This window comes from Mesorhizobium sp. B1-1-8 (assembly GCF_006442795.2).
Lineage (GTDB): Bacteria > Pseudomonadota > Alphaproteobacteria > Rhizobiales > Rhizobiaceae > Mesorhizobium.
Window position 1 is genome coordinate 668,863 of sequence record NZ_CP083956.1, and the last position, 19,950, is coordinate 688,812.

Here is a 19,950-nt window from a genome sequence, read left to right on the forward strand (position 1 = left end):
CGTCTGGCCTTGCAGGATGGGGATCGCCTTAAACCTAGCCTTAACGGCTTCAATAAATAGTAAAGCGGCCTGACAGGGCCGGGCATTTGGCGCGGCCGGAGACTGGATCAGGCATCCGGAGACAAGCATGCCGCAGGAAGTCCGTTACGAGCCGGCCATCGCCGTGCTTCTGCCTTGCTACAATGAGGAGCTGACGATCGGCGAGGTCGTGCGGCGCTTCCGCGAGACGCTGCCGGCAGCCACCGTCTATGTCTACGACAACAATTCGAAGGATCTCACCGCGCTGAAAGCCCGCTCGGCCGGCGCCGTCGTCATCCGCGAGCCGCGCCAGGGCAAGGGCAATGTCGTGCGCCGCATGTTCGCCGATATCGACGCCGACATCTATGTGATGGCCGATGGCGACGGCACCTATGCGCCGGAAGACGCCCCGCAGCTGATCAACACGCTTTTGACCGAGCGCTGCGACATGGTGGTGGGCACCAGGCGCGGCGTGACCGACGATGCCGGCCGCTCCGGCCATGCTTTCGGCAACCGTATCTTCAACGGCCTCTACAAGAGCCTGTTCGGCACCGACTTTACCGACATTTTTTCCGGCTACCGGGTCTTTTCCAGGCGCTTCGTCAAGAGCTTTCCGGCCGTCTCCGGCGGCTTCGAGATCGAAACGGAGATGTCGGTGCATGCCTCGCAGCTCAAGCTGCCGGTCAGCGAAATGGCGCTCGACTACGGCCGCCGCCCGGAAGGCTCGTCGTCGAAACTGTCGACCTTTCGCGACGGCGCCAGGATCCTTTGGATGTTCGCCATGCTGGTGAAGGAGACGCAGCCATTGCGTTTCTTCGGCACCTTCGCCTTGTTCTTCCTGGCAGCCAGCATCGGCCTGATGATCCCGGTGCTGATCGAGTTTGCCGAGACCGGACTGGTGCCGCGCATGCCGACCTGGGTGCTGTCGGTCGGCATGCTGCTGTTGTCCATGCTGTCGATGGTGACCGGACTGATCCTCGACTCCGTTTCGCGCGGCCGCGCCGAGCAGAAGCGCATCTTCTATTTGTCGATCCCGTCAGGGCGGGTGGAACGCCGCCCGAGCGCCGGCGAGCAGTCCCTGCCAAAGAGCGCGCCGGGCAAGGCCCCGCGGGCGGCATGACGAGCCGCCTCACCCGCTTCCTGTTTGCCGGCGGCATCGGCTTCGTCGCCGATGCGGCAGCACTCTGGCTGCTGCTCAGCGTGACGCCGCTCGGATCGCTGGCGGCGCGCGTGCTGTCGATCGGCTTCGCGCTCTGCATCACCTGGCAGCTCAATCGTCACCTGACCTTCGCGCCGTCGAGCCGCGGCATCGCGCAGGAAGGCGCGCGCTACGGCGGCGTCGGCATCGCCACCAGCATCGTTAACTATCTCGTCTATTGCGCCATGCTTTTGGCGCTGCCGGCCATGCCGCCGCTCGCGGCGCTGGCCATCGCCTCGGCCTTGGCCATGGCGCTCTCCTTCCTCGGCTATTCGCGGCTGGTCTTCGACCGCTGAGCTTCTGCACCAAGCAAGCACGATTGGCAGATGCCGCCGATTTCCTTATATCGGCGGCAAAGCTCGTGGAGACCGAAGATGCCGCTCAAGATCGCCGTCCAGATGGACCATGTCTCCACCGTGTCGATCGCCGGCGACACCACCTTCGCGCTGTCGCTGGAGGCGCAGCGGCGCGGCCACCAGCTTTTCCACTACACGCCCGACCGGCTGTCGATGCTGGGCGGCAAGGTGTTCGCGCGCGTCGAGGAAATGCAGGTGCGCGACGAGAAGGGCAGCCACTATTCCCTCGGTGAAAAGGTGCGGACCGACCTTTCCGAGATGGACGTGATCTTGCTGCGCCAGGATCCGCCCTTCGACATGAATTACATCACCACTACCCACATATTGGAGCGCATCCATCCGAAGACCCTGGTGGTCAACGACCCGGCCTGGGTGCGCAACAGCCCGGAAAAGATTTTTGTCACCGAATTCCCGGAGCTGATGCCGGAGACGCTGATCACCAAGGACCCGCTGGAGGTGGCCGCCTTCCGCAAGGAGTTCGGCGATATCATCGTCAAGCCGCTGTACGGCAATGGCGGCGCCGGCATTTTCCACCTGCACGAGGCCGACCGCAACCTCGCCTCGCTGCTCGAAATGTTCGGCCAGCTGTTCCGCGAGCCCTACATCGTGCAGCGCTACCTCAAGGACGTGCGCAAGGGCGACAAGCGCATCATCCTGATCGACGGCGAGCCGGTGGGCGCCATCAACCGGGTGCCGGCAGAGCATGATTCGCGCTCCAACATGCATGTCGGTGGCCGCGCCGAGAAGACCGAGCTAACAGAGCGCGAGCGCGAGATCTGCGCCAGCATCGGCCCGTCGCTGCGGGAACGCGGCTTCATCCTGGTCGGCATCGACGTCATCGGCGACTATATGACCGAGATCAACGTGACCTCGCCGACCGGCATTCGCGAAGTGCAGCGTTTTGGCGGCGCCGATATTGCCAGCCTGTTCTGGGATTGCGTGGAGGGGAAGCGGGGGTAGGCCGCCCGGCAACCCTGCATGCGACGAGCGGGTGCGGTCTCGCGCATGCTCAATGGCGCGATCCGACCATGCGGCCGATCAGACCTGCTGTTTGCGCGCTGCCGTGACCAGTGTCCTAATGGCCCAGCGCTTCACTTCACGCGCTTCGGCATCATCGAGTTGCAAGACGTCCTTGCACACCACCATCGCCTCCGGACCGAGAATAAGGGCCAGCGCCTTCGCCAGCCTGTCGAAGTCTTCCGGGTCGTATCGACCGCGTGCAGGCTCGAGAGCCGCTTCGATCAGCGGCGTTCGGCGATTCTGACGGGCTGGGAGATCACCATCGTCGACAGCTTTGGCCCGCCGTTCGATCGACTGCGCCAGCATTGCACGCAGCGGAGCCTCGTTGGCGAGGATCATGTCGTGCAGCGCCCGGTCGGCGCGCTCGACGCGCGCCACCGGATCGGTCGAGGACTCGTTGCCGAACAGCTCTTCCGGACCGGGCACGGCGATGTCGATGGAGGCTTCCAGAAGCAGCGCGTCGATGCTCGGGAAGTAGCGGTAGGCGGTGGCCCGCGAGACCAACGCCTCCGCCGCGACATCTTCCAGCACCGGTTGCCGGCCCAGTTTGATCAGCCGTGTCGCGGCCTCGAGCAGGTCCTTGCGGGTTCGCCGCCGCTGGTTCGGCCGTCCGGCCTTACCCACTCCCGTCATTGGTCAGTCCTGTGGCAGTTGCTGCATGATTGCCGCAAGGTCGAGCCAGACGTTTTCCCGCCTGATGTCGCCCCGATCGTTGAACTCTATGACATGGAGCAGCCGGAACTCCAAAGGCCGATCGCGGCCTTCAAGGCCAAAGGGCCGGCCCGGCGCGCGGCCGCGCCACAATGACTCATCGACGAGGAAGTCGCTGCCGTAAAGCCTGCGAATGCATTTGACCGAGCTTTCTGAGAGATCCGAGAAGGTGGCATCGTAGAAGGCGCGGGCCGCGTCCCGTCCATGGGAGGGACCAAAAGGCCAGCCGACGACATCATGCTCGACGTCCTCGGCCAGCGTTTGCAGCACGCCTTCGATGTTGTCGCTGGCTTCGAAGCCGAAATGCTCATCAATCTTCCGATCCATGTCCCGGGGGGTAAGCATCATCTTGGTCCTCATCGTTTTCGGTGAGAAGGAAGGGGAAGCCGCGGCCTTGACGCCGCTGCGGTGGAATATCGACCCCTACTTCATGGTGGGTTTGGTAGACGCAGCTCGCATAATGAGATTAACGTCTCATTGCAATAAAAATCTTATTAATAGATTCAGTTTCGTTATTGGATTCGAGTTCCAGTCATGGATGCTCCTGAAATCCATGGTTGTCCTGGCAAAGCATCGCCTGCCGTTGATTGCAGAATCGGTGGCCGAAGGGACCAAGCTGAGGGAGCGCGAGCGCGAGATCTGCGCCAGCATCGGCCCGTCGCTGAAGCAGCGCGGCTTCATCCTGGTCGGCACCGACGTGAACCGGCGACTATATGACCGAGATCAACGTGACCTCGCCGACCGCATTCGCGAGGTGAAGCGTTCGGTGGCGCCGATATTGCAAGCCTGTTCCGGGATTGCGTGGAGGACAAAAGGCGATAGCTGGCCGTTCGCCCATAGCGTTTCACGGAGAAGAACCACTCTATCTCCTTGTTTTAACGCAATTCCTGACGGAAGATGGTGTCGGAAACGACGTAGCCGACATGTGATGCCTGACCGCTGTCCGTCTTGACGACCGGCACATTCGGACCATTCGCGGCGACAGCGAGCACCTTTGCGCTTGCTTTGAAGCATTCTATTTTGTCGGGAGTAGCCGCTCGTGGGAACAGAATGTCGGTATTGCCTTTCCTAAGAATTTACGCGCCGCTCAACGCGGTGCTGGCTGCGCCTGGGCTTCTGGCGGTGGCTGCGCTCACCATGCCGGACTTGCCCGGACGAAGCAGACTGGCTCTGACTGTCCTGCTTGCCGTCATTTGGGGCGTCTATCTCCTGCAAATGGCCGCGACACTGCTCAAGCACCGAGCGGGAGACGCACGGAACAGTACGCCGGTAATCGCCATTGATGTGCTCGCGGTTTTGGTTCCACTCGCCGCGTTTGTGCTCGTCGGCACGCCCGACCGGAGCCTCTACTGTGCTGTCTGGCTGCTGAAACCGCTGCGCGACTCCACGTTCTTCCCGGTGCTGGGCAGGGTCCTGGCCAACGAAGCGCGCAACCTGATCGGCGTCACCACGCTGTTCGGCGTCGTTCTGTTCGCCGTCGCGCTCGCGGCCTATGTCATCGAGCGCGACATTCAGCCGGAAAAGTTCGGCAGCATCCCCCAGGCGATGTGGTGGGCGGTGGTGACGCTGTCCACCACCGGCTATGGCGACGCCATTCCGCAAAGCTTCGCCGGCCGCGTCCTTGCCGGGGCGGTCATGATGAGCGGCATCGGCATCTTCGCGCTCTGGGCTGGCATTCTTGCCACCGGCTTCTATCAAGAAGTCCGTCGCGGGGATTTCGTCCGTAATTGGCAATTGGTCGCCGGCGTGCCGTTGTTTCAGAAGCTCGGCCCGGCCGTGCTGGTCGAGATCGTGCGCGCGTTAAGACCTCGCATCCTGCCGGCGGGCGCCGTGATCTGCCGCATTGGCGAGCGCGGTGATCAGATGTTCTTCGTCGTTGAGGGGCGCGTCAGCGTCGCGACGCCGAACCCGGTGGAGCTTGGCCCCGGCGCCTTCTTCGGCGAGATGGCGCTGATCAGCGGCGAACCGCGTGCGGCGACCGTCAGCGCCGCAACGGTGGTCTCACTCCTGTCGCTGCACGCGGTGGATTTCCAGATGCTGTGCAGCAGCAGCCCGGAAATCGCGGAAATCATCCGCAAGACCGCGCTCGAACGGCGCCGCGCCGCGGCGACGGGCGGAAAAAAGGAAACAACCTCTGGCCCTTAAGTTACCACCGAAAGGCTCCCCGAAGTCGGCTGCGATACGCCCGGGAACGGCCCGATCTTGGCCGGACGATGCCCGGACTGGAAGAGGTTGCTATGGAGGTTTGCGATCCACTGCTTGCCTTCCGTCGTCAGCTCCAGATAGCGGATCGCGTCGCCGATATAGGGCTCGACCTGCAGCGTGAAGAAATCGGTGAAGATCGCACCGAGATCGGCGGCAGTCCTACAGCCGAGCTTTTCCGCCGTCCCGATCTCGGAGAACTCGGCAAACAGCGCCGTCAGCTTGCGGTGGTAGAAGGGATCGGCGAGCTGGCCGATCAGGTCCGCGGCCCTGACCAGCGCCGGCTCGGTGTTGGTGACCCGGTAGGCCGGATCGTTCGGTACCGGAAAGCGCGTCATCTCGATCGCCTCGACAATGCGCTCCTCGTCGATGAACTTCGAGGAGGCAAAACGCTGGCGCGCATACATCTTGGCACGGTCGATATGATAGGGCGCAAGCACGGCGTCGGAGGCGCCGCGCGGTGGCGTGTAGCGGTCGCCGGCCTCGTTGATGACGAAGCTTTCCTCGGTGTCGCCCTCGCACACGCCGTGCACCATGCCAATGTCGTGGACGAGCAGCGCGCAGGTATAATGCAGCCAGTCATCGGGGGTCAGGGCTTCCGAAAGCAGCCGGCCGCGGATTATCTGCTGGCCAGCGAGCGTAACCATCATCGTATGCTCGATGTTGTGATAGAGCGCGTTCGAACTGCCGATGCGCTCCAGGACAAGGCGAGCCGCCCCGCCCATGTAGCTCGCATATTCCGGATGGCGATGCGAGAAATACTGGAGATAGAGTTCTGACAGATAGTCGCCGAGCCGGTTGGCCATGATGGAGATTGGATTGAGCATGACAATCGTTCCTGACCGCTTTGAGGCATGACAAGTCGCACCGCGCGGCGGACACCGTAGCACGGTTCCAGCATTGCGTGCGCGAGGTGCCGCGTTTGCGGCGCCGCCATTGCCGGCGTGCTCCGGGATTGTGTCGAGGCAAAGCGCGTGGCCGACGATCCTTTGCGGCAAATGTTCCTGTAATGTTCTTGCCCAAAGCGAAAATCTGTGGTTGTCTGGCTTTGACCTCGCACGCGCCATGATCGCAGGGCCGCATGCGAGCCGGTATCCGGGGGCTTGAGACAAAATGGTGGCGCGGGTTCGCACGGTCGCTTTCCAGGGCATCGAGGCCGTGCCGGTCGATGTCCAGGTGATGATCGCGCCGGGCAAGATCGGCATGCACATCGTCGGCCTGCCGGACAAGGCGGTGGCCGAGAGCCGCGAGCGGGTGCAGGCGGCGCTGCATGCGTCCGGCCTGTCGATGCCGTCGAAGAAGGTGACGGTCAATCTGGCCCCGGCGGATCTCCCCAAGGAAGGCAGCCATTACGACCTGCCGATCGCGCTTGGCCTGATGGCGGCGCTCGGCGCCATCCCGGGCGACATGCTGGCCGGCTATGTGGTGCTCGGCGAACTCTCGCTCGACGGCACCATCGCGGCGGTGGCCGGCGCGCTGCCGGCGGCGATCGGCGCCAATGCGGAGAATAAGGGCCTGATCTGCCCGTTCGGCTGCGGGCCGGAGGCAGCCTGGGCCGGCAAGGATTTCGATATCCTGGCGCCGCGCAGCCTGATCGCCATCGCCAACCATTTCCGCGGCACGCAGGTGCTGTCGCGCCCCGAGGCCGGCATCCAGCTTGCGGCGCGCGACCTGCCGGATCTTGCCGACATCAAGGGCCAGGAAAGCGCCAAGCGGACGCTGGAGGTGGCGGCCGCAGGCGGGCACAATCTGATGATGGTCGGGCCGCCCGGATCCGGAAAATCGATGCTGGCGCAGCGGCTGCCGTCGATCCTGCCGCCGCTGGCGCCGAAGGAGCTGCTCGAAGTCTCGATGATCGCTTCGGTTGCGGGCGAGCTCGGCGAAGGCAAGCTGACAGACCGGCGACCGTTCCGCGCCCCGCATCATTCGGTCTCGATGGCGGCGATGGTCGGCGGCGGCATGAGGGCGCGGCCGGGCGAAGTGTCGCTTGCGCATCACGGCGTGCTTTTCCTCGATGAATTTCCCGAATTCACGCCGCAGGTGCTCGACGCGCTGCGCCAGCCGCTGGAGACCGGCGACTGCATGATCGCGCGGGTCAATTATCGCGTCACCTATCCGGCGCGCATCCAGCTGGTGGCGGCGATGAACCCGTGCCGCTGCGGCATGTCGGGCGAGCCGGGCTATCGCTGCCTGCGCGGCGAGCGCTGCCGCACCGATTACCAGGCGCGCATATCCGGCCCGCTGCTCGACCGCATCGATCTTCGGATCGAGGTGCCGGCGGTCTCGGCCAACGACCTGATCAGGCCCGACAGGGCGGAGACGAGTGCTGCGGTGGCTGAGCGCGTGGCGCGTGCCCGCATCATCCAGCGCGAGCGCTTCGAGCGGCTCGGCGTGACCAGCGCCACCACCAATGCGCATTGTTCGCCGTCAGTGATCGAGGACATCGCCAAACCCGATGCCGCGGGGCTGACCCTGCTCAGGGACGCCAGCGAGAAGCTCGGCTTTTCGGCGCGGGCCTATCATCGCGTGCTGAAAGTGGCGCGCACGCTGGCCGACCTCGACGCCAGCGAGACGGTCGGCCGCATCCATCTGGCCGAAGCGATTTCCTACCGGATGAGTGCGGAGCGCGTGGCGCAGGCGGCGTAGGATCGTTCGCTGTCCTTCTCACAAGGGCCGCCTCCCTGTACACCGGACCAGGTCAAGCATAGGGTCAGCGGAACAGCCCGGCCCGGCGGCAGACGTGCGAGGCAAGCGCGAACGGCGCCAGAAGGCCGGCCGAAGAAGATCGATGCCAAACAACCGATCTCAATCAGGGGAAGAGACATGAAGCTATCCATCGCAATTTTTTCGCTCGTTGTCGGCATGGGCTCCGCCCAGGCCGCCGACATCAAGGTCATCGATGCCGATGCAAAATTTCCCGAGGGCCCGTTCGTCGAAAACGGTATCCTCTACTTCGCCCAGTATGGCGCCGGGGAAATCGACAAATGGGACGGCAAGGCGCTCACCCAGCTGTGGTCTCAGAAGGATTCGGGCGCCAATTCCGTGCAGCGGTTCGGCGACGGCTTCATCATCGCCGGCTACGACATCGGCACCATCATCCTCACCGATGCCGCGGGCAAGACCAAGCTGACGATCGACAAGGACGACGAGGGCAACAAGCTTCTCGGTCCCAACGATATCGCTTTGGACAAGCACGGCGGCGCTTATGTGAGCCTGTCCGGACCCTGGGAGACCGATCCCATCGTCGGAAAGGTCGTTCATGTCGCCGCGGACGGCACGATCAAGGTCGTCGCGAAAGACATCCATTACGCCAACGGGCTGGTTGTCTCGGCGGACGGGAAAACCCTCTACGTCAACGAGTCCGAGGCCAACCGGCTGATCCAGTTCAGCATCGGTGACGATGGTTCGCTGTCCGACCGCAAGCTATTCCTGCGTCTCTACACGCTGGGTGAACCCCCGGAGGCCTACCCGGATGGCGTCAAGCTCGGGCCTGATGGCAACCTCTATATCGGCGAGTACAGCGCGGGCCGCATCCTGGTCGTCGACCCGGCAACGAAAAAGCTGGTCAAGAAAATCGACGTGCCGTCCGCCGCCGCGCCGAACCTCGCCTTCTCCGCCGATGGCAAGACGATGTATGTCACCGCCGTCGACGACAAGTCGGGCGCGCCCTATCCCGGCAAGGTCTACGCCATCACCAATTTCTGATCGATCGCAAGCCGGGCGATTTCTCGCACCCGGGAAGCGCGACGCCCCCCTCCCGCTCGAGGGCAGGGCAATCGCATATGGCGCTCCCCCACTCCGTCTCGGCTTCGCCGAGCCACCTCTCCCCCACCTTCGGTGAGGGAGAGGAAATGCCAGCCGCCGGGGTCGCGGCTTGAAAGGCTTGGGTTTCCTCTCCCCCATGGACATGGGGGAGAGGTGGCCGCGCAGCGGACGGAGTGGGGGGCAGGCGCTGCTATATGCGGTTGCGATCCCCTCAAGGGTGAGGAGGACGCCGGGCCTATCCCACCCTGTCGCGCGCCTTCAGCTCCAGCCGCCGCTTGTGCAACACCGGCTCGGTGTAGCCGTTTGGCTGGCTAGTCCCCTTGAACACCAGGTCGCAGGCGGCCTGGAAGGCGATGGAATTGTCGAAATCCGGCGCCATCGGCCGGTAGAGCGGGTCGCCGACATTCTGGCGGTCGACGATGGCCGCCATGCGTTGCAGCGAATCCCGCACCTGGATTTCCGAGCAGACCTTGTGGCGCAGCCAGTTGGCGATGTGCTGCGAGGAGATGCGCAGCGTGGCGCGGTCCTCCATCAGGCCGACATCGTTGATGTCCGGCACCTTGGAGCAGCCGACGCCCTGGTCGATCCAGCGCACGACATAGCCAAGGATGCCTTGCGCATTGTTGTCGAGCTCGCGCTGGATCTCGTCCGGCGTCCAGTTCGGCCGCACCGCCACCGGCACCGACAAAATGTCGTCGAGCCTGGCCTTGGGCCGGCCCTTCAGCGCCGCCTGCACGGCGTGCACATCGACCTTGTGATAATGCGTGGCGTGCAGCGTCGCCGCCGTCGGCGACGGCACCCAGGCGGTGTTGGCGCCGGCCCTGGGATGCGCGATCTTCTCGGTGAGCATCGCCGCCATCAGGTCCGGCATTGCCCACATGCCTTTGCCGATCTGGGCATGGCCGGCGAGCCCGCATTCGAGCCCAATGTCGACATTCCAGGCCTCGTAGGCGGAGATCCAGGCGGCCTGCTTCATGTCGCCCTTCCGGATCATCGGGCCGGCTTCCATCGAGGTGTGAATCTCGTCGCCGGTACGGTCGAGGAAGCCGGTGTTGATGAACACAACGCGCTCCTTCGCGGCGCGGATCGCTTCCTTGAGATTGATCGTGGTGCGCCGCTCCTCGTCCATGATGCCCATTTTGATGGTGTTCTTCGCCATGCCGAGCAGCGCCTCGACGCGGTCGAAGATCTCGACGGCGAAGGCGACCTCTTCCGGCCCGTGCATCTTCGGCTTCACCACATATATCGAGCCGGCGCGGGAATTGGCGCGCCGTCCGTTCGGGCCGACGTCGTGCAGCGCGATCAGTGCGGTGAGCGCGGCATCCATGATGCCTTCCGGCACCTCGTGGCCGTCGCGATCGAGGATGGCCGGGTTGGTCATCAGGTGACCGACGTTTCTCACCAGCATCAGCGAGCGGCCGGGCAGGGTGAGCGTGCCGCCGCCGCGCGAGGTGTAGGAACGGTCGGGGTTGAGCTTGCGCGTGAAAGTCTTGCCGCCCTTGGTGATCTCCTCGGCGAGGTCGCCCTTCATCAGGCCGAGCCAATTGCGGTAGACGACGACCTTGTCCCGTGCATCGACCGCCGCGACCGAATCCTCGCAGTCCTGGATGGTGGTGAGAGCCGATTCCAGGATAATGTCTGCAATGCCGGCCGGATCGGTCTTGCCGATCTGGTTGGCGTGGTCGATGACGATCTCGATATGCAGGCCGTTCCTGACCAGCAGCACGGCTTCCGGGGTGGCGGCATCGCCGCGATAGCCGACGAATTGCCTGGGATCGGCCAGCGTCGTGGCGCCGGCGCCCTCGCCCAGCCGCAGCATGCCGTTGACAAAGGAAATGCCGTTGACGCCGGCCCATTTGCCCGTTGTCACCGGTACCGACTGATCGAGGAAATCCTTCGCCCAGGCAATTACCCTGGCGCCGCGCACGGGGTTGAAGCCCTTGCCCTTCCCGGCGCCGCCGGTCTCGGGAACGGCGTCGGTGCCGTAAAGCGCGTCGTAGAGCGAGCCCCAGCGCGCATTGGCGGCGTTGAGCGCATAGCGCGCATTCATCACCGGCACCACCAGCTGCGGCCCGGCGACCACGGCGATTTCCGGGTCGACGTGCTCGGTCGAGACGCTGAAGGGCGGGCCTTCCGGCATCAGATAGCCGATCTGCTTCAGGAAGGTTTTGTAGGCCTCCATGTCGACCGGCGCGCCGTTGGCGCGGTACCAGGCGTCCAGTTTTTCCTGCATGGCGTCGCGCCTGGCGAGCAGGGCGCGGTTCTTCGGCGCGAGGTCGTGCACGATGGCGGAAAAGCCGGTCCAGAAGGCGTCCGGGTCGATACCGGTGCCCGGCGCGGCCTCCTGCGCGACGAAATCATGCAGCTCGCGGGCGATCCGCAACCCGGCGATCTCGATGCGGTCGGTCATCAGGGCTTCTCCAGATGGTAAGGCTTGGCCGGGCGTTTGGCATGTCGGAGGGCGAGGGTCAATTCAGCTTAGGGTGTAGGGAGGATTTTGGCGGTTAGCGAATCTCCCCCCTTGAGGGGGAGATGGCCGGCAGGCCAGAGGGGGTCCTAGCGCATGAAGCGCCAACGTCCCTTTGGCGCAGATCACGCCGGCGCTCCACGCGCGGCGACCCCCTCTGTCGCCTTCGGCGACATCTCCCCCTCAAGGGGGGAGATTTGGCGCTACACCGCAATCCGCGGCCTGCCCGAGGCCACCGCAACCACATGCGCTTCGATGAACATGCGCTGGCTCTCGACTGTGGAAACCCTGAACTCGGTCGCCACGTCGATCTCGGCGCTGTCGGTGCCGGCATCCCTGGCGCGCTCGGCGACGATAGCGCGTACATCGGCTTCCGCCGCCGCGATCGCCTTCGCCTCGTCGGTGAAATCGCGCACCGTTTGCCCCGATGCCAGCCGGAACAGCCCTTCCTTGGGCTGGCTGACGCGCGCCTCGGCCGAGACGCGCACCTGACCGACGACGGCGCCGAGCGCATTGGCGACGTCGGTATCCTCCGGCACCACGCAGCCATTGCCGACCAGCGGCGGCAGGCCGGCATAGTGGAGCGGCGCCGAGGCGCCGAGGCCGATGACCGGGCGGTCGAGCGCGACGCTCAGCCGAGCAATGCCGGGATGGGCGTCGACTGCGCGCTGCACCAGCGCATGCGCGACGGTGGCAGCGCCATCCAGCCCGTCCTCGGCGAAGGCGGTTTCGAGGATGTATTCGGCCGACCAGCGCGTCAGCGTCACCAGCACGCGCTCGCAAAGCGCCTCCGGCGTGGCGGCGATCGCCTGGCCGCGGCCGTCGCGCTTGCGGGCGAAGAGCTCGGCGCCGAGGCGGGCGGCGGCGGCATCCCAGTTGGCCTGCTTGCTCAGCACATGGGCAGCATCGGACGGCGTGAAGCCCGATATGTGCACGAGACCGCGCGCGACCAGCCGGTTTAAGGTGGCGTTCTGGGCGTTGGAGGTCAGTAGCCGGTCGAGCGAAAGCGGCGTGGCGCCGATCGCCTCGTAGAGTTTTGCCTCCGGCGCGGTCAGCCCGGCGGCGAGCCGGTCCGGCACGCCGGTTCGCACCGCGAAGCGGCCGTCCATGCGGCCGGGATTGGGTGCGCGCAGCTGCCGTTCCAGCTCGGTGGTGACGGCCTCGCCATGCGCCATGCCGGCCAGCGCCAGCGGCACCAGGCGGCGCGGCCCGAGCAGGATTTTCGGGTTGAGCGCGCCGTCCTCCAGCGCCACTTCCGAATCGCCGCCGAGGCCGAAGGTGCGCATGGCGACCGCCTCGACCATGGTGCGGAAGCCACCGACGGTGGCGCCCTCCGGATCGAGTCGCGGCCGGCCGGCGTCGAGCACGGCGACGTCGGTGGTGGTGCCGCCGATGTCGGAGACGACGGCGTCGTCGAGCCCGGTCATGTGGCGGGCGCCGACCAGGCTGGCGGCGGGGCCGGATAGGATCGTCTCGATCGGCCGCTGGCGGGCGAACGCCGCCGAGACCAGCGCGCCGTCGCCGCGCACCACCATCAGGGGGGCGGCGATGCCGCGCCGGGCGAGAAAGCCTTCGGTCGCCGCCACCAGGCGGTCAATCATCGAGATCAGCCTTGCGTTGAGCAGCGTTGTCAGCGCGCGGCGCGGGCCGCCGAGCTTGGCCGACAATTCGTGGCTGGCAGTGACCGGCAGCCCGGTCTTTTCGCGGATGAGGTCTCTGGCGGCGAGCTCATGCGCCGGGTTGCGGGTGGCGAAATAGGCGCAGACGGCAAAGCCCGATACCGATCGCCCAAGCTCCGGCAGGGCGGCCTCCAGGCCGGAAAGATCGAGCTTCGCCGCATTGCCGTGCACGTCATGGCCGCCGGGGCAGAACACCACCGGGTCGGTGCCGAGCGCCGTCTTCAGCCCGTCGCGGGCAAGGTCCGCCTCGGAAAATCCGATCATGATGAGCGCCACGCGGCCGCCCTGGCCCTCGACCAGCGCGTTGGTGGCAAGCGTCGTGGACATCGACACAAGCTTGATCGCGGCCGGATCGGTGCCGGCCTTCTCCAGCACCGCATCGACCGCGCCGGAAATGCCGACGGCCAGATCATGGCGCGTGGTGAGCGACTTCGCCTTGGCAAGAACCTTTCCGCGCGGGCCGCCCTGTTCCGACCACAGCACTGCATCGGTGTAGGTGCCGCCGGTGTCGATACCGAGGAAGATAGGGGGAGGCTTGGCGGTCATTTCGGGTTGGCAGTCCGGGAGCAAGAGCTTTGGTGCCTGCCCCTTAGCGGATACCGGCTGGCGGATAAAGGTGGGAGAAGTGGGCCAAGAGGGGAGGGCGCCGGGATATTTATTGGAGACGTCGGCGCGAGGCCCCCCTCTCTGGCCTGCCGGCCATCTCCCCCTCAAGAGGGGAGATCAGATGTCGCCGGCGCTTTCTCCAATCGCCAACGTCGCAAAGGGGCGTCGGCGTCCAAGCTGCCAATCTCCCCCCTTGAGGGGGAGATGCCCGGCAGGGCAGAGAGGGGGGCCTCGCGCCGGCCTGCGCAGCAGTCCTTCAAGCGCCGGCGTTTCCTACTTCGCCGTGACGGTGCCCGTCATCGAGCTGTGGATCGTGCAATGGAACGGATGCGCGCCGGCGGCCGATATCTTGACCTTAGCGCTCTTGCCCTTGGCGAGTTGGCCGGTGTCGAAGGAGCCGTCGTCCGCCGTGGCGGTGTGGGTCTTGGAATCGGCGTTGGTGAACGTCACGGTGTCGCCGACGGCGACATTGATCTTGGCCGGGTGGAATTTCATGTCCTTGATCTGGACCGCATGATTGGCGGCATAGGCGGGCATTGCGAAGGCGAGCAGAGCAAGAACGAGCATGGTGCGCATGATGGATCTCCTCCTGAAGCGCAAGTCCTCATCCTGAAACTAGCGCCGGCGCAGCGTTTGTCACGCCACGAACCCCACTCTTTTGTGCGACCCATCGCAGAACGGCTTATTTGCCGAGTGGCCGCAGCGGCAGAGGAAAACCTTGGTGGTGCGGGCGATGGTGTGGCCGGTGCCGGTGACGATCTCGGCATTGCCTTCGACCTTCAGCGGACCGTTGACGGTGGGGGTCACGGTCAGCGGGCCGTCCCGCGCCTCCAGCACCTGCGCCTCCTTCAGCGGCGGCTCGCCGGTGGCGGTGAAGCCGGCCTTGATGTGGCTGTTGTCGCAGAACGGCTTGTTCTGAGACAGGCCGCAGCGGCAGAGCGTGGCGCGAAAAAGCGTCTCGCCGTTGAGCACGATCTCGGCATGCACCGCCAGCGGGCCGTTTTCCCTGAGCCGCACGGTGTTGACCGCCGGCGGCTGCTCCTGCGGCCCGCCATCCTTGCGGGTGTAGGTGATGGCGCCGGAGGGGCAATTTTCCGCCAGGGCCACCACCTGCTCGACGCTTGCGGCGTCGGGATGGATCCACTCGCCGGGCGCATTGGGCACGAAGACATGCGGGTTGCCGAGCACGCAATTGCGCGAATGGATGCAGCGCCTGCCGCTGAAGGAAACGTCGATCTTCTCGCCTTCGACCGTGCCTGCCATGGGTGGGGTCTCCTGTGATGGAGACAGGCTAGGGCCGTCGGTGCGAAGGCGTCAAGCTGGCCCTCTCCTTCTCCCCTTGCGGGAGAAGGTGGCTCGGCGCGCAGCGCCGAGACGGATGAGGGGTGCGCGAAGAAACGCGGCGCGGCAAAATAGAATGCTTTCAAGCGCTTAATTCTTCAGCGCAGCGATCCTTCCAGCACCCTCATCCGACCGAGCTTCGCTCGGCCACCTTCTCCCACAAGGGGAGAAGGAGAGCGCCGCCACTACTCCGCCAGTTCGATCTCCTCGGTCTGGCCGCCGCTGCAGGTGTAGCAGCAGTCTTCACATTTTTCCTTGTTGCCGGGACCGACGCCCCAATAGGTCTGCTCGTCGCCGTCGACCCAGGCGCCGTAGCAGATCGATTCGCCCTCGTTGCAGGAGATCGGCAGCTCCTTGGTCTCGCCGTCGTCGAGGTAGAAATCCTTGCCATTGCCCGGCCAGACATAGTCGCGGTCCTGGCTGTAGAGCTCGAGCCGCATGGCGTTGGGATGGCTGTTCTTGATCTGGAAGGTGACGTCGCCGGCATGGGCAGCGGGCGCAAACAGGACGGCAAGCGAAAACGCGGCGGCAAGGCGGCGCGCGGCAGAAGAAGACATGGAAACCCCCGATGACGAATCGGCCCCCACGGCCGATCGGGGATTCTTCGCATGATGCGGGCCGGCGCTGAAGGGGCGACGGCGAGAATTCCTGACTGAATTTGGGGTGAATGGCGCGAGTAATCTCCCCCCTTGAGGGGGAGATGGCTGCGAAGCGGCCAGAGGGGGTCGGTCCGACCGGGCTCGGCCTGCTGCGACAGATGGAGGTCGGCGCTCCACGCGAGGCGACCCCCTCTGTCGCCTGCGGCGACATCTCCCCCTCAAGGGGGGAGATTACTCCACCAGGTCGATCGTCTCGGTGGAATGCTCGGTGCAGATGAAGCAGCAATTGTCGCAGGGCTGGTCGTTGTCGGGGCCGACGCCGGCGGAGATGCTGTCATCGCCGTCGACCCAGGCGCCCCAGCAGATGTGCTCGCCCGGATTGCAGGAGATCGGCACCGATTTTTGCGATTGCGGGCGGATGAGAAAAACCTTGTCGCCGCCCGGCCAGACTTCGTTGCGGTCGCGGCTGAACAACTCCACCGCCACACCCTGCGAGCGCAAATTCTTGACGAAGAACGCCATGTCGGCGGCGCCAGCCGGGCTGGCGATGAGAAGGGCGGCGAGGGCGAGGCGAATCATGGCGGGGTTCCAGGGGTGGCGGGGAATAGAGCACGGGCGCAGGAGCGGCGCGAGTAATCTCCCCCCTCGAGGTAGGGCTATCGCATATGAGTAAAGAGGCGGAGCAGGTCTTGATCGGCCCACCGTGCTTTGAGACGTTTGTGGCTGAGAGGAATCTTTTCGGGATCGGCTCTAAGAACATTGAGGGCGAGGCGCCGAAGTATGGCGTGATTGGCGGCTGTGTTGTTCTTGCGGCCTCTGATGTTGTCTTCGCCGAGCAGGACGTCGAGTTGCCAGTGCAGGTCATTCTCGATGCTCCAGTGGCGGCGTACTGTGGCGAGCAGTTCGTGTGCCGGCATTTTGCGCGACAGCGCATAGCAGCGGACCTTGTGTGTGGTCTTGCCTTCGACGGTGCGCCAGCTTTCGACGCGGGCGATGGCGCAAAGGTCGAGAAGGGCATTCTTGCCCGGCATCTGCGCGAAGGGAATGACGAAGGCGCGCCTGACCTCGTGACGACCATGCGCTTGCTCTTCGGTCTGATGGAACTTGGTTGCCTTGCTGGCCGCCGCCTTGTCGAGCGTGGCATTGGCCTCGGTGGCCAGTTTCGACTGGTTGCCCTTGATGGCGATCACGTAGTGGCCGCCGCCCTCGCGCACAGTCTTGGTCATGCGTCGATGGCAGTGCAAGGCATCGGCGGTGACGGTCAACCCCTTGAGCGACAGCAGTTCGAGCGCCGCGATTGCGGCCTGGACCTCGCCGCCCTCCTGCGCCACGGTCTGGGCCAGGCTCATGAAGGTGTCGCAGCCAAAGGCGGTCACCACCAGAGGCGGCATATGCGAGCGGCCCTTGGCGTAGGCGCGTCTGAGGCTCTTGCCGTCGATGGCGAGTTGGCCTGTGGGCGCATCGATGCGCGCCTGCGCGCCGAAAGCGGCCATGAAGCGCATGAAGGCATCGTTGAGGGCAACAGGATCGAGAGCCGCCAGCACCCGGCTGAAGGTGTCGTGGCTGGGCGCGCCGCATTCGAGCGGGATGAACTGCCGCAACAGATCGAGCCGGTTCTTGGCAAACAGCTCCATTTCCGTGCAGTGCGTGGCCCCGCAAAGCACCGCCGCAAGCGCTACGAACAAAATCTCCGGCAACGGGTGCTGCGCGGTCAAGTCCCGCGGGTCCGGGACCTCGCCGAATACATCCAGAAATACCATCGCGACCTCCGATCATTCAGAGGTCCCTCAGAATCGATTTCCACATGCCGCACAAGAGTCCTTTTCTACTCATGTGCGATTCCCCTGCCCCTCGAGGGGGTTGAGGAGCGGTCCGCGCAGCGGACGGAAAGCCAATTGCTTGGCTTTCCGAGTGACGAAAGCCGGCGGGCCAGAGGGGGTCGGTCCGGCCGAGCTCGGCCTCCTGCTGCATATGGATGCTGGCGCTCCACGCGCGGCGTCTGTCGCCTTCGGCGACATCTCCCCCTTAAGGGGGGAGATCAGCGCACCATGTCCGAACCGGATAGATAGGTAACAGAATGGACCGATTAGATGGGTGACAGTTTTCTTGTCCGCCGGGAGGACCGGCGATGGTTTGGCGAGAGACTGGGCTCATGGATGAGCGGCTTCGTTTTGTTGCGGAATGCCTATCTGGCGAGGAGACGATGACGCAGCTTTGTGCTGCCTTCGAGATCTCGCGCAAGACCGGTTACAAATGGCTTGGACGTTACCGGGCGTTCGGGCCGGAAGGCCTGCACGACCAGCCGCGGGCGCCGCTCGAGCACGGCCGTGCCACGGCAGCGGAGCTGGTGGAGCGGATCGTGGCGCAGAAGGAAGCGCATCCGCTGTGGGGGCCGAAGAAGATCATGGCCCGGCTGAAGCGGGCGGAGCCCAGCTGCAGCTGGCCGGCGGTGTCGACAGCCGGCGAGATTCTGAAGCGGCATGGCCTTGTCGGGCGTCGGCGCGCGCGCTGGAGAGCGGCGGGCAACGGTCCATGGCCGGAGCCTGAGGCGGCGAACGCGCTGTGGACGGGAGATCACAAGGGCTGGTTCCGGACCGGCGACGGCTGGCGCTGCGAGCCGCTGACGGTGATGGATGGGGCGTGCCGCTACCTGTTGGCGCTGGCGGCGATCGGCTCGACGTCGGAGGGTGAAGCCTGGCCGGTGTTTGAACGGACATTCGAGGAGCATGGCCTGCCGGATCGGTTCAGAAGCGACAATGGGGCGCCGTTCGCGTCAGCCGGCGTCACCGGGCTGACGCCGCTTGCGGTGCGCTTCATCAAGCTCGGTATCGTGCTGGAGCGCATTCAGCCGGGCAAACCGCAGCAGAACGGATGCCATGAGCGCTTCCACCTGACCATGCTGCCGCTGGCCAAGGCGCCGGAGGCCGACAGGGCCGCCCAGGCTCGGGCTTTCGAGGCTTTCCGGCGCGAGTATAACGAGGAGCGCCCGCACGAGGCGCTGGGTATGGACACGCCGGCACAGCATTACCGCCCCTCGACCCGCGCCATGCCGAAGACGACACCAGAGCCGGACTATCCGGCCGAAGCTGCGGTGCGCAGCGTGCGCCAAAACGGCGAGATCAAGTGGAACGGCGACTTCATCTACGTCTCAAAAGCGCTGGCCGGTGAAGCGATTGCCGCAACCGAGACCGAGAATGGGGAATGGGCACTCCACTTCTATGCCCATCCGCTCGGCTTCATTGACGGCCGACACAAGAAACTGGTCCGCCGCAGTGCCGTTCAACCCCGACCAGACGGCACTGCGGCGGACAGCAACTCAGGGAGAAAACTGTAACCCATGTATCCGGTTCAAAGTGTTACCCATCTATCGGCTGGACAACCAGCGGCGCGGTCATGGGGCGGTCAGCGGGCGGGCCTCAGCAGCGTCCAGATCCAGCCGATGAAGGTGAGGACCAGGAACGGGTAGCCGGCGGCGGGCAAAGGCGAGGAGGTGGGCAGCAAGGGCGCGCCCCACAGCACCATGCCCACCGAGACGACGAACAGCAAAGCGGCGACGAAAGCGGTGAGCCGCATCCACAGCGCAAAAGTGTTCGGCGCACTGACCATGACGAGCGCCGCCGCCCAGAGCGAGATGCCGCCGACATAGGAAGGCACGCTGGCTGGCAAGCCCGCCGCATTGCCGGCCAGCAGCAGGCTCTCGCCGGCGAGGAAGGTGAGGAAGCCCGCCGAGACGAGGTCGTTGTCCAGCCGCTGGTATTTCACCACGAGCAGCGCCGCCGCCACGACGAGCGCCACGCCGTCGATCGCCCACAGCGTTTCGCGCAGCGCGTCGCTCGCCACGAAGGTGCCGGCAAGGCCGAAGACGCCGCCGATGGCGAGGCCGATCGCGGCGACGGTGTCCGAGGTGGAGCGCATGTGATGGGTCCCCGAGCCGGGGAGAGGATACGCCAAGGTGGGGCGTTTCAAAAGGGTAGCCGCCAAAGCGCGC

At 65.1% G+C, this 19,950-nt stretch carries 18 protein-coding genes and 1 pseudogene; 8 read left to right on the plus strand and 11 right to left on the minus strand.

What is annotated here, in order from left to right; translation table 11 throughout:
* Positions 1 to 127: 127 nt before the first annotated feature.
* From FJ974_RS03145 to gshB, 3 genes are all read left to right on the plus strand, one after another.
* Positions 128 to 1,138: a glycosyltransferase gene (locus tag FJ974_RS03145; RefSeq protein ID WP_140537493.1), complete on the plus strand. Its 1,011-nt coding sequence runs from the start codon at positions 128 to 130 to the stop codon at positions 1,136 to 1,138.
* Positions 1,135 to 1,512 (plus strand): GtrA family protein, encoded by a 378-nt coding sequence (locus tag FJ974_RS03150; protein ID WP_140537491.1) that lies wholly within the window; start codon positions 1,135 to 1,137, stop codon positions 1,510 to 1,512. The genes FJ974_RS03145 and FJ974_RS03150 overlap by 4 nt, the downstream gene beginning before the upstream one ends.
* Before the next feature lie 78 nt (positions 1,513 to 1,590).
* Entirely contained in the window at positions 1,591 to 2,532 is a 942-nt protein-coding gene (gene gshB, locus FJ974_RS03155) for a glutathione synthase (protein WP_140537489.1), read from the plus strand.
* Positions 2,533 to 2,610: 78 nt separating this feature from the next.
* Here gshB and FJ974_RS03160 read toward each other — a convergent pair whose 3' ends face one another.
* Together FJ974_RS03160 and FJ974_RS03165 are read right to left on the minus strand one after the other, a co-directional pair.
* Positions 2,611 to 3,225 carry a TetR/AcrR family transcriptional regulator gene (locus tag FJ974_RS03160; RefSeq protein ID WP_140537487.1) on the minus strand — a complete coding sequence of 205 codons (615 nt, stop codon included), beginning with the start codon at positions 3,223 to 3,225 and terminating at the stop codon, positions 2,611 to 2,613.
* A 3-nt stretch (positions 3,226 to 3,228) separates the two neighbouring features.
* The gene (locus FJ974_RS03165) at positions 3,229 to 3,663 is read right to left on the minus strand and encodes an ester cyclase (protein WP_226891456.1); all 435 of its coding nucleotides are present in this window, start codon (positions 3,661 to 3,663) and stop codon (positions 3,229 to 3,231) included.
* Between the two features lie 241 nt (positions 3,664 to 3,904).
* Here FJ974_RS03165 and FJ974_RS03170 point away from each other — a divergent pair.
* Together FJ974_RS03170 and FJ974_RS03175 are read left to right on the plus strand one after the other, a co-directional pair.
* Positions 3,905 to 4,125, plus strand: a pseudogene (locus FJ974_RS03170) (glutathione synthase); the annotation flags it as partial.
* Between the two features lie 228 nt (positions 4,126 to 4,353).
* On the plus strand, positions 4,354 to 5,448 hold the full coding sequence (locus FJ974_RS03175; RefSeq protein WP_140537483.1) for a cyclic nucleotide-gated potassium channel: 1,095 nt from the start codon (positions 4,354 to 4,356) through the stop codon (positions 5,446 to 5,448).
* Here the strand turns inward: FJ974_RS03175 and FJ974_RS03180 are convergent.
* Entirely contained in the window at positions 5,445 to 6,332 is an 888-nt protein-coding gene (locus FJ974_RS03180) for a metal-dependent phosphohydrolase (protein ID WP_140537481.1), read from the minus strand. The genes FJ974_RS03175 and FJ974_RS03180 overlap by 4 nt on opposite strands.
* A 286-nt stretch (positions 6,333 to 6,618) precedes the next feature.
* Here FJ974_RS03180 and FJ974_RS03185 point away from each other — a divergent pair, with 286 nt between their 5' ends.
* Together FJ974_RS03185 and FJ974_RS03190 are read left to right on the plus strand one after the other, a co-directional pair.
* Entirely contained in the window at positions 6,619 to 8,151 is a 1,533-nt protein-coding gene (locus FJ974_RS03185) for a YifB family Mg chelatase-like AAA ATPase (protein WP_140537479.1), read from the plus strand.
* 177 nt (positions 8,152 to 8,328) lie between these two features.
* Positions 8,329 to 9,210, plus strand: coding sequence for an SMP-30/gluconolactonase/LRE family protein (locus FJ974_RS03190; protein ID WP_140537477.1), 882 nt, complete (start codon positions 8,329 to 8,331; stop codon positions 9,208 to 9,210).
* A 295-nt stretch (positions 9,211 to 9,505) separates the two neighbouring features.
* Here the strand turns inward: FJ974_RS03190 and FJ974_RS03195 are convergent, their stop codons facing one another.
* The 7 genes from FJ974_RS03195 to FJ974_RS03225 all read right to left on the minus strand — a co-directional run bounded on the left by FJ974_RS03195 (position 9,506) and on the right by FJ974_RS03225 (position 17,722).
* Positions 9,506 to 11,680 (minus strand): malate synthase G, encoded by a 2,175-nt coding sequence (locus FJ974_RS03195; RefSeq protein ID WP_140537475.1) that lies wholly within the window; start codon positions 11,678 to 11,680, stop codon positions 9,506 to 9,508.
* Positions 11,681 to 11,940: 260 nt separating this feature from the next.
* Complete coding sequence (locus FJ974_RS03200) at positions 11,941 to 13,962, minus strand: hydantoinase/oxoprolinase family protein (RefSeq protein WP_140537474.1); 2,022 nt, start codon at positions 13,960 to 13,962, stop codon at positions 11,941 to 11,943.
* A 333-nt stretch (positions 13,963 to 14,295) separates the two neighbouring features.
* The gene (locus FJ974_RS03205; RefSeq protein WP_140537472.1) at positions 14,296 to 14,598 is read right to left on the minus strand and encodes a cupredoxin family copper-binding protein; all 303 of its coding nucleotides are present in this window, start codon (positions 14,596 to 14,598) and stop codon (positions 14,296 to 14,298) included.
* 60 nt (positions 14,599 to 14,658) lie between these two features.
* Positions 14,659 to 15,285 carry a CDGSH iron-sulfur domain-containing protein gene (locus tag FJ974_RS03210; RefSeq protein ID WP_140537470.1) on the minus strand — a complete coding sequence of 209 codons (627 nt, stop codon included), beginning with the start codon at positions 15,283 to 15,285 and terminating at the stop codon, positions 14,659 to 14,661.
* A gap of 263 nt (positions 15,286 to 15,548) precedes the next feature.
* On the minus strand, positions 15,549 to 15,920 hold the full coding sequence (locus FJ974_RS03215; RefSeq protein WP_140537468.1) for a hypothetical protein: 372 nt from the start codon (positions 15,918 to 15,920) through the stop codon (positions 15,549 to 15,551).
* A 273-nt stretch (positions 15,921 to 16,193) separates the two neighbouring features.
* Entirely contained in the window at positions 16,194 to 16,541 is a 348-nt protein-coding gene (locus FJ974_RS03220; RefSeq protein WP_140537467.1) for a hypothetical protein, read from the minus strand.
* Positions 16,542 to 16,618: 77 nt separating this feature from the next.
* Positions 16,619 to 17,722, minus strand: coding sequence for an ISAs1 family transposase (locus FJ974_RS03225; RefSeq protein ID WP_226891457.1), 1,104 nt, complete (start codon positions 17,720 to 17,722; stop codon positions 16,619 to 16,621).
* 368 nt (positions 17,723 to 18,090) lie between these two features.
* On the opposite strand from FJ974_RS03225, the gene FJ974_RS03230 reads away from it, so the two are divergent.
* A complete protein-coding gene (locus FJ974_RS03230; protein ID WP_140539330.1) occupies positions 18,091 to 19,296 on the plus strand; it encodes an integrase core domain-containing protein in 1,206 nt (401 codons plus the stop codon).
* A 68-nt stretch (positions 19,297 to 19,364) separates the two neighbouring features.
* Here the strand turns inward: FJ974_RS03230 and FJ974_RS03235 are convergent, their stop codons facing one another.
* The gene (locus FJ974_RS03235) at positions 19,365 to 19,877 is read right to left on the minus strand and encodes a hypothetical protein (protein ID WP_181177354.1); all 513 of its coding nucleotides are present in this window, start codon (positions 19,875 to 19,877) and stop codon (positions 19,365 to 19,367) included.
* Positions 19,878 to 19,950: the final 73 nt, after the last annotated feature.

Coding starts and splice junctions, on each gene's coding strand:
- FJ974_RS03195 (WP_140537475.1), bottom strand. CDS start 11,680: ATGACCGACCGCATCGAGATCGCCGGGTTGCGGATCGCCCGCGAGCTG.
- FJ974_RS03220 (WP_140537467.1), bottom strand. CDS start 16,541: ATGATTCGCCTCGCCCTCGCCGCCCTTCTCATCGCCAGCCCGGCTGGC.
- FJ974_RS03160 (WP_140537487.1), bottom strand. CDS start 3,225: ATGACGGGAGTGGGTAAGGCCGGACGGCCGAACCAGCGGCGGCGAACC.
- FJ974_RS03205 (WP_140537472.1), bottom strand. CDS start 14,598: ATGCGCACCATGCTCGTTCTTGCTCTGCTCGCCTTCGCAATGCCCGCC.
- FJ974_RS03165 (WP_226891456.1), bottom strand. CDS start 3,663: ATGAGGACCAAGATGATGCTTACCCCCCGGGACATGGATCGGAAGATT.
- FJ974_RS03210 (WP_140537470.1), bottom strand. CDS start 15,285: ATGGCAGGCACGGTCGAAGGCGAGAAGATCGACGTTTCCTTCAGCGGC.
- FJ974_RS03150 (WP_140537491.1), top strand. CDS start 1,135: ATGACGAGCCGCCTCACCCGCTTCCTGTTTGCCGGCGGCATCGGCTTC.
- gshB (WP_140537489.1), top strand. CDS start 1,591: ATGCCGCTCAAGATCGCCGTCCAGATGGACCATGTCTCCACCGTGTCG.
- FJ974_RS03190 (WP_140537477.1), top strand. CDS start 8,329: ATGAAGCTATCCATCGCAATTTTTTCGCTCGTTGTCGGCATGGGCTCC.
- FJ974_RS03200 (WP_140537474.1), bottom strand. CDS start 13,962: ATGACCGCCAAGCCTCCCCCTATCTTCCTCGGTATCGACACCGGCGGC.
- FJ974_RS03175 (WP_140537483.1), top strand. CDS start 4,354: ATGTCGGTATTGCCTTTCCTAAGAATTTACGCGCCGCTCAACGCGGTG.
- FJ974_RS03180 (WP_140537481.1), bottom strand. CDS start 6,332: ATGCTCAATCCAATCTCCATCATGGCCAACCGGCTCGGCGACTATCTG.
- FJ974_RS03215 (WP_140537468.1), bottom strand. CDS start 15,920: ATGTCTTCTTCTGCCGCGCGCCGCCTTGCCGCCGCGTTTTCGCTTGCC.
- FJ974_RS03145 (WP_140537493.1), top strand. CDS start 128: ATGCCGCAGGAAGTCCGTTACGAGCCGGCCATCGCCGTGCTTCTGCCT.
- FJ974_RS03235 (WP_181177354.1), bottom strand. CDS start 19,877: ATGCGCTCCACCTCGGACACCGTCGCCGCGATCGGCCTCGCCATCGGC.
- FJ974_RS03230 (WP_140539330.1), top strand. CDS start 18,091: ATGGTTTGGCGAGAGACTGGGCTCATGGATGAGCGGCTTCGTTTTGTT.
- FJ974_RS03225 (WP_226891457.1), bottom strand. CDS start 17,722: ATGGTATTTCTGGATGTATTCGGCGAGGTCCCGGACCCGCGGGACTTG.
- FJ974_RS03185 (WP_140537479.1), top strand. CDS start 6,619: ATGGTGGCGCGGGTTCGCACGGTCGCTTTCCAGGGCATCGAGGCCGTG.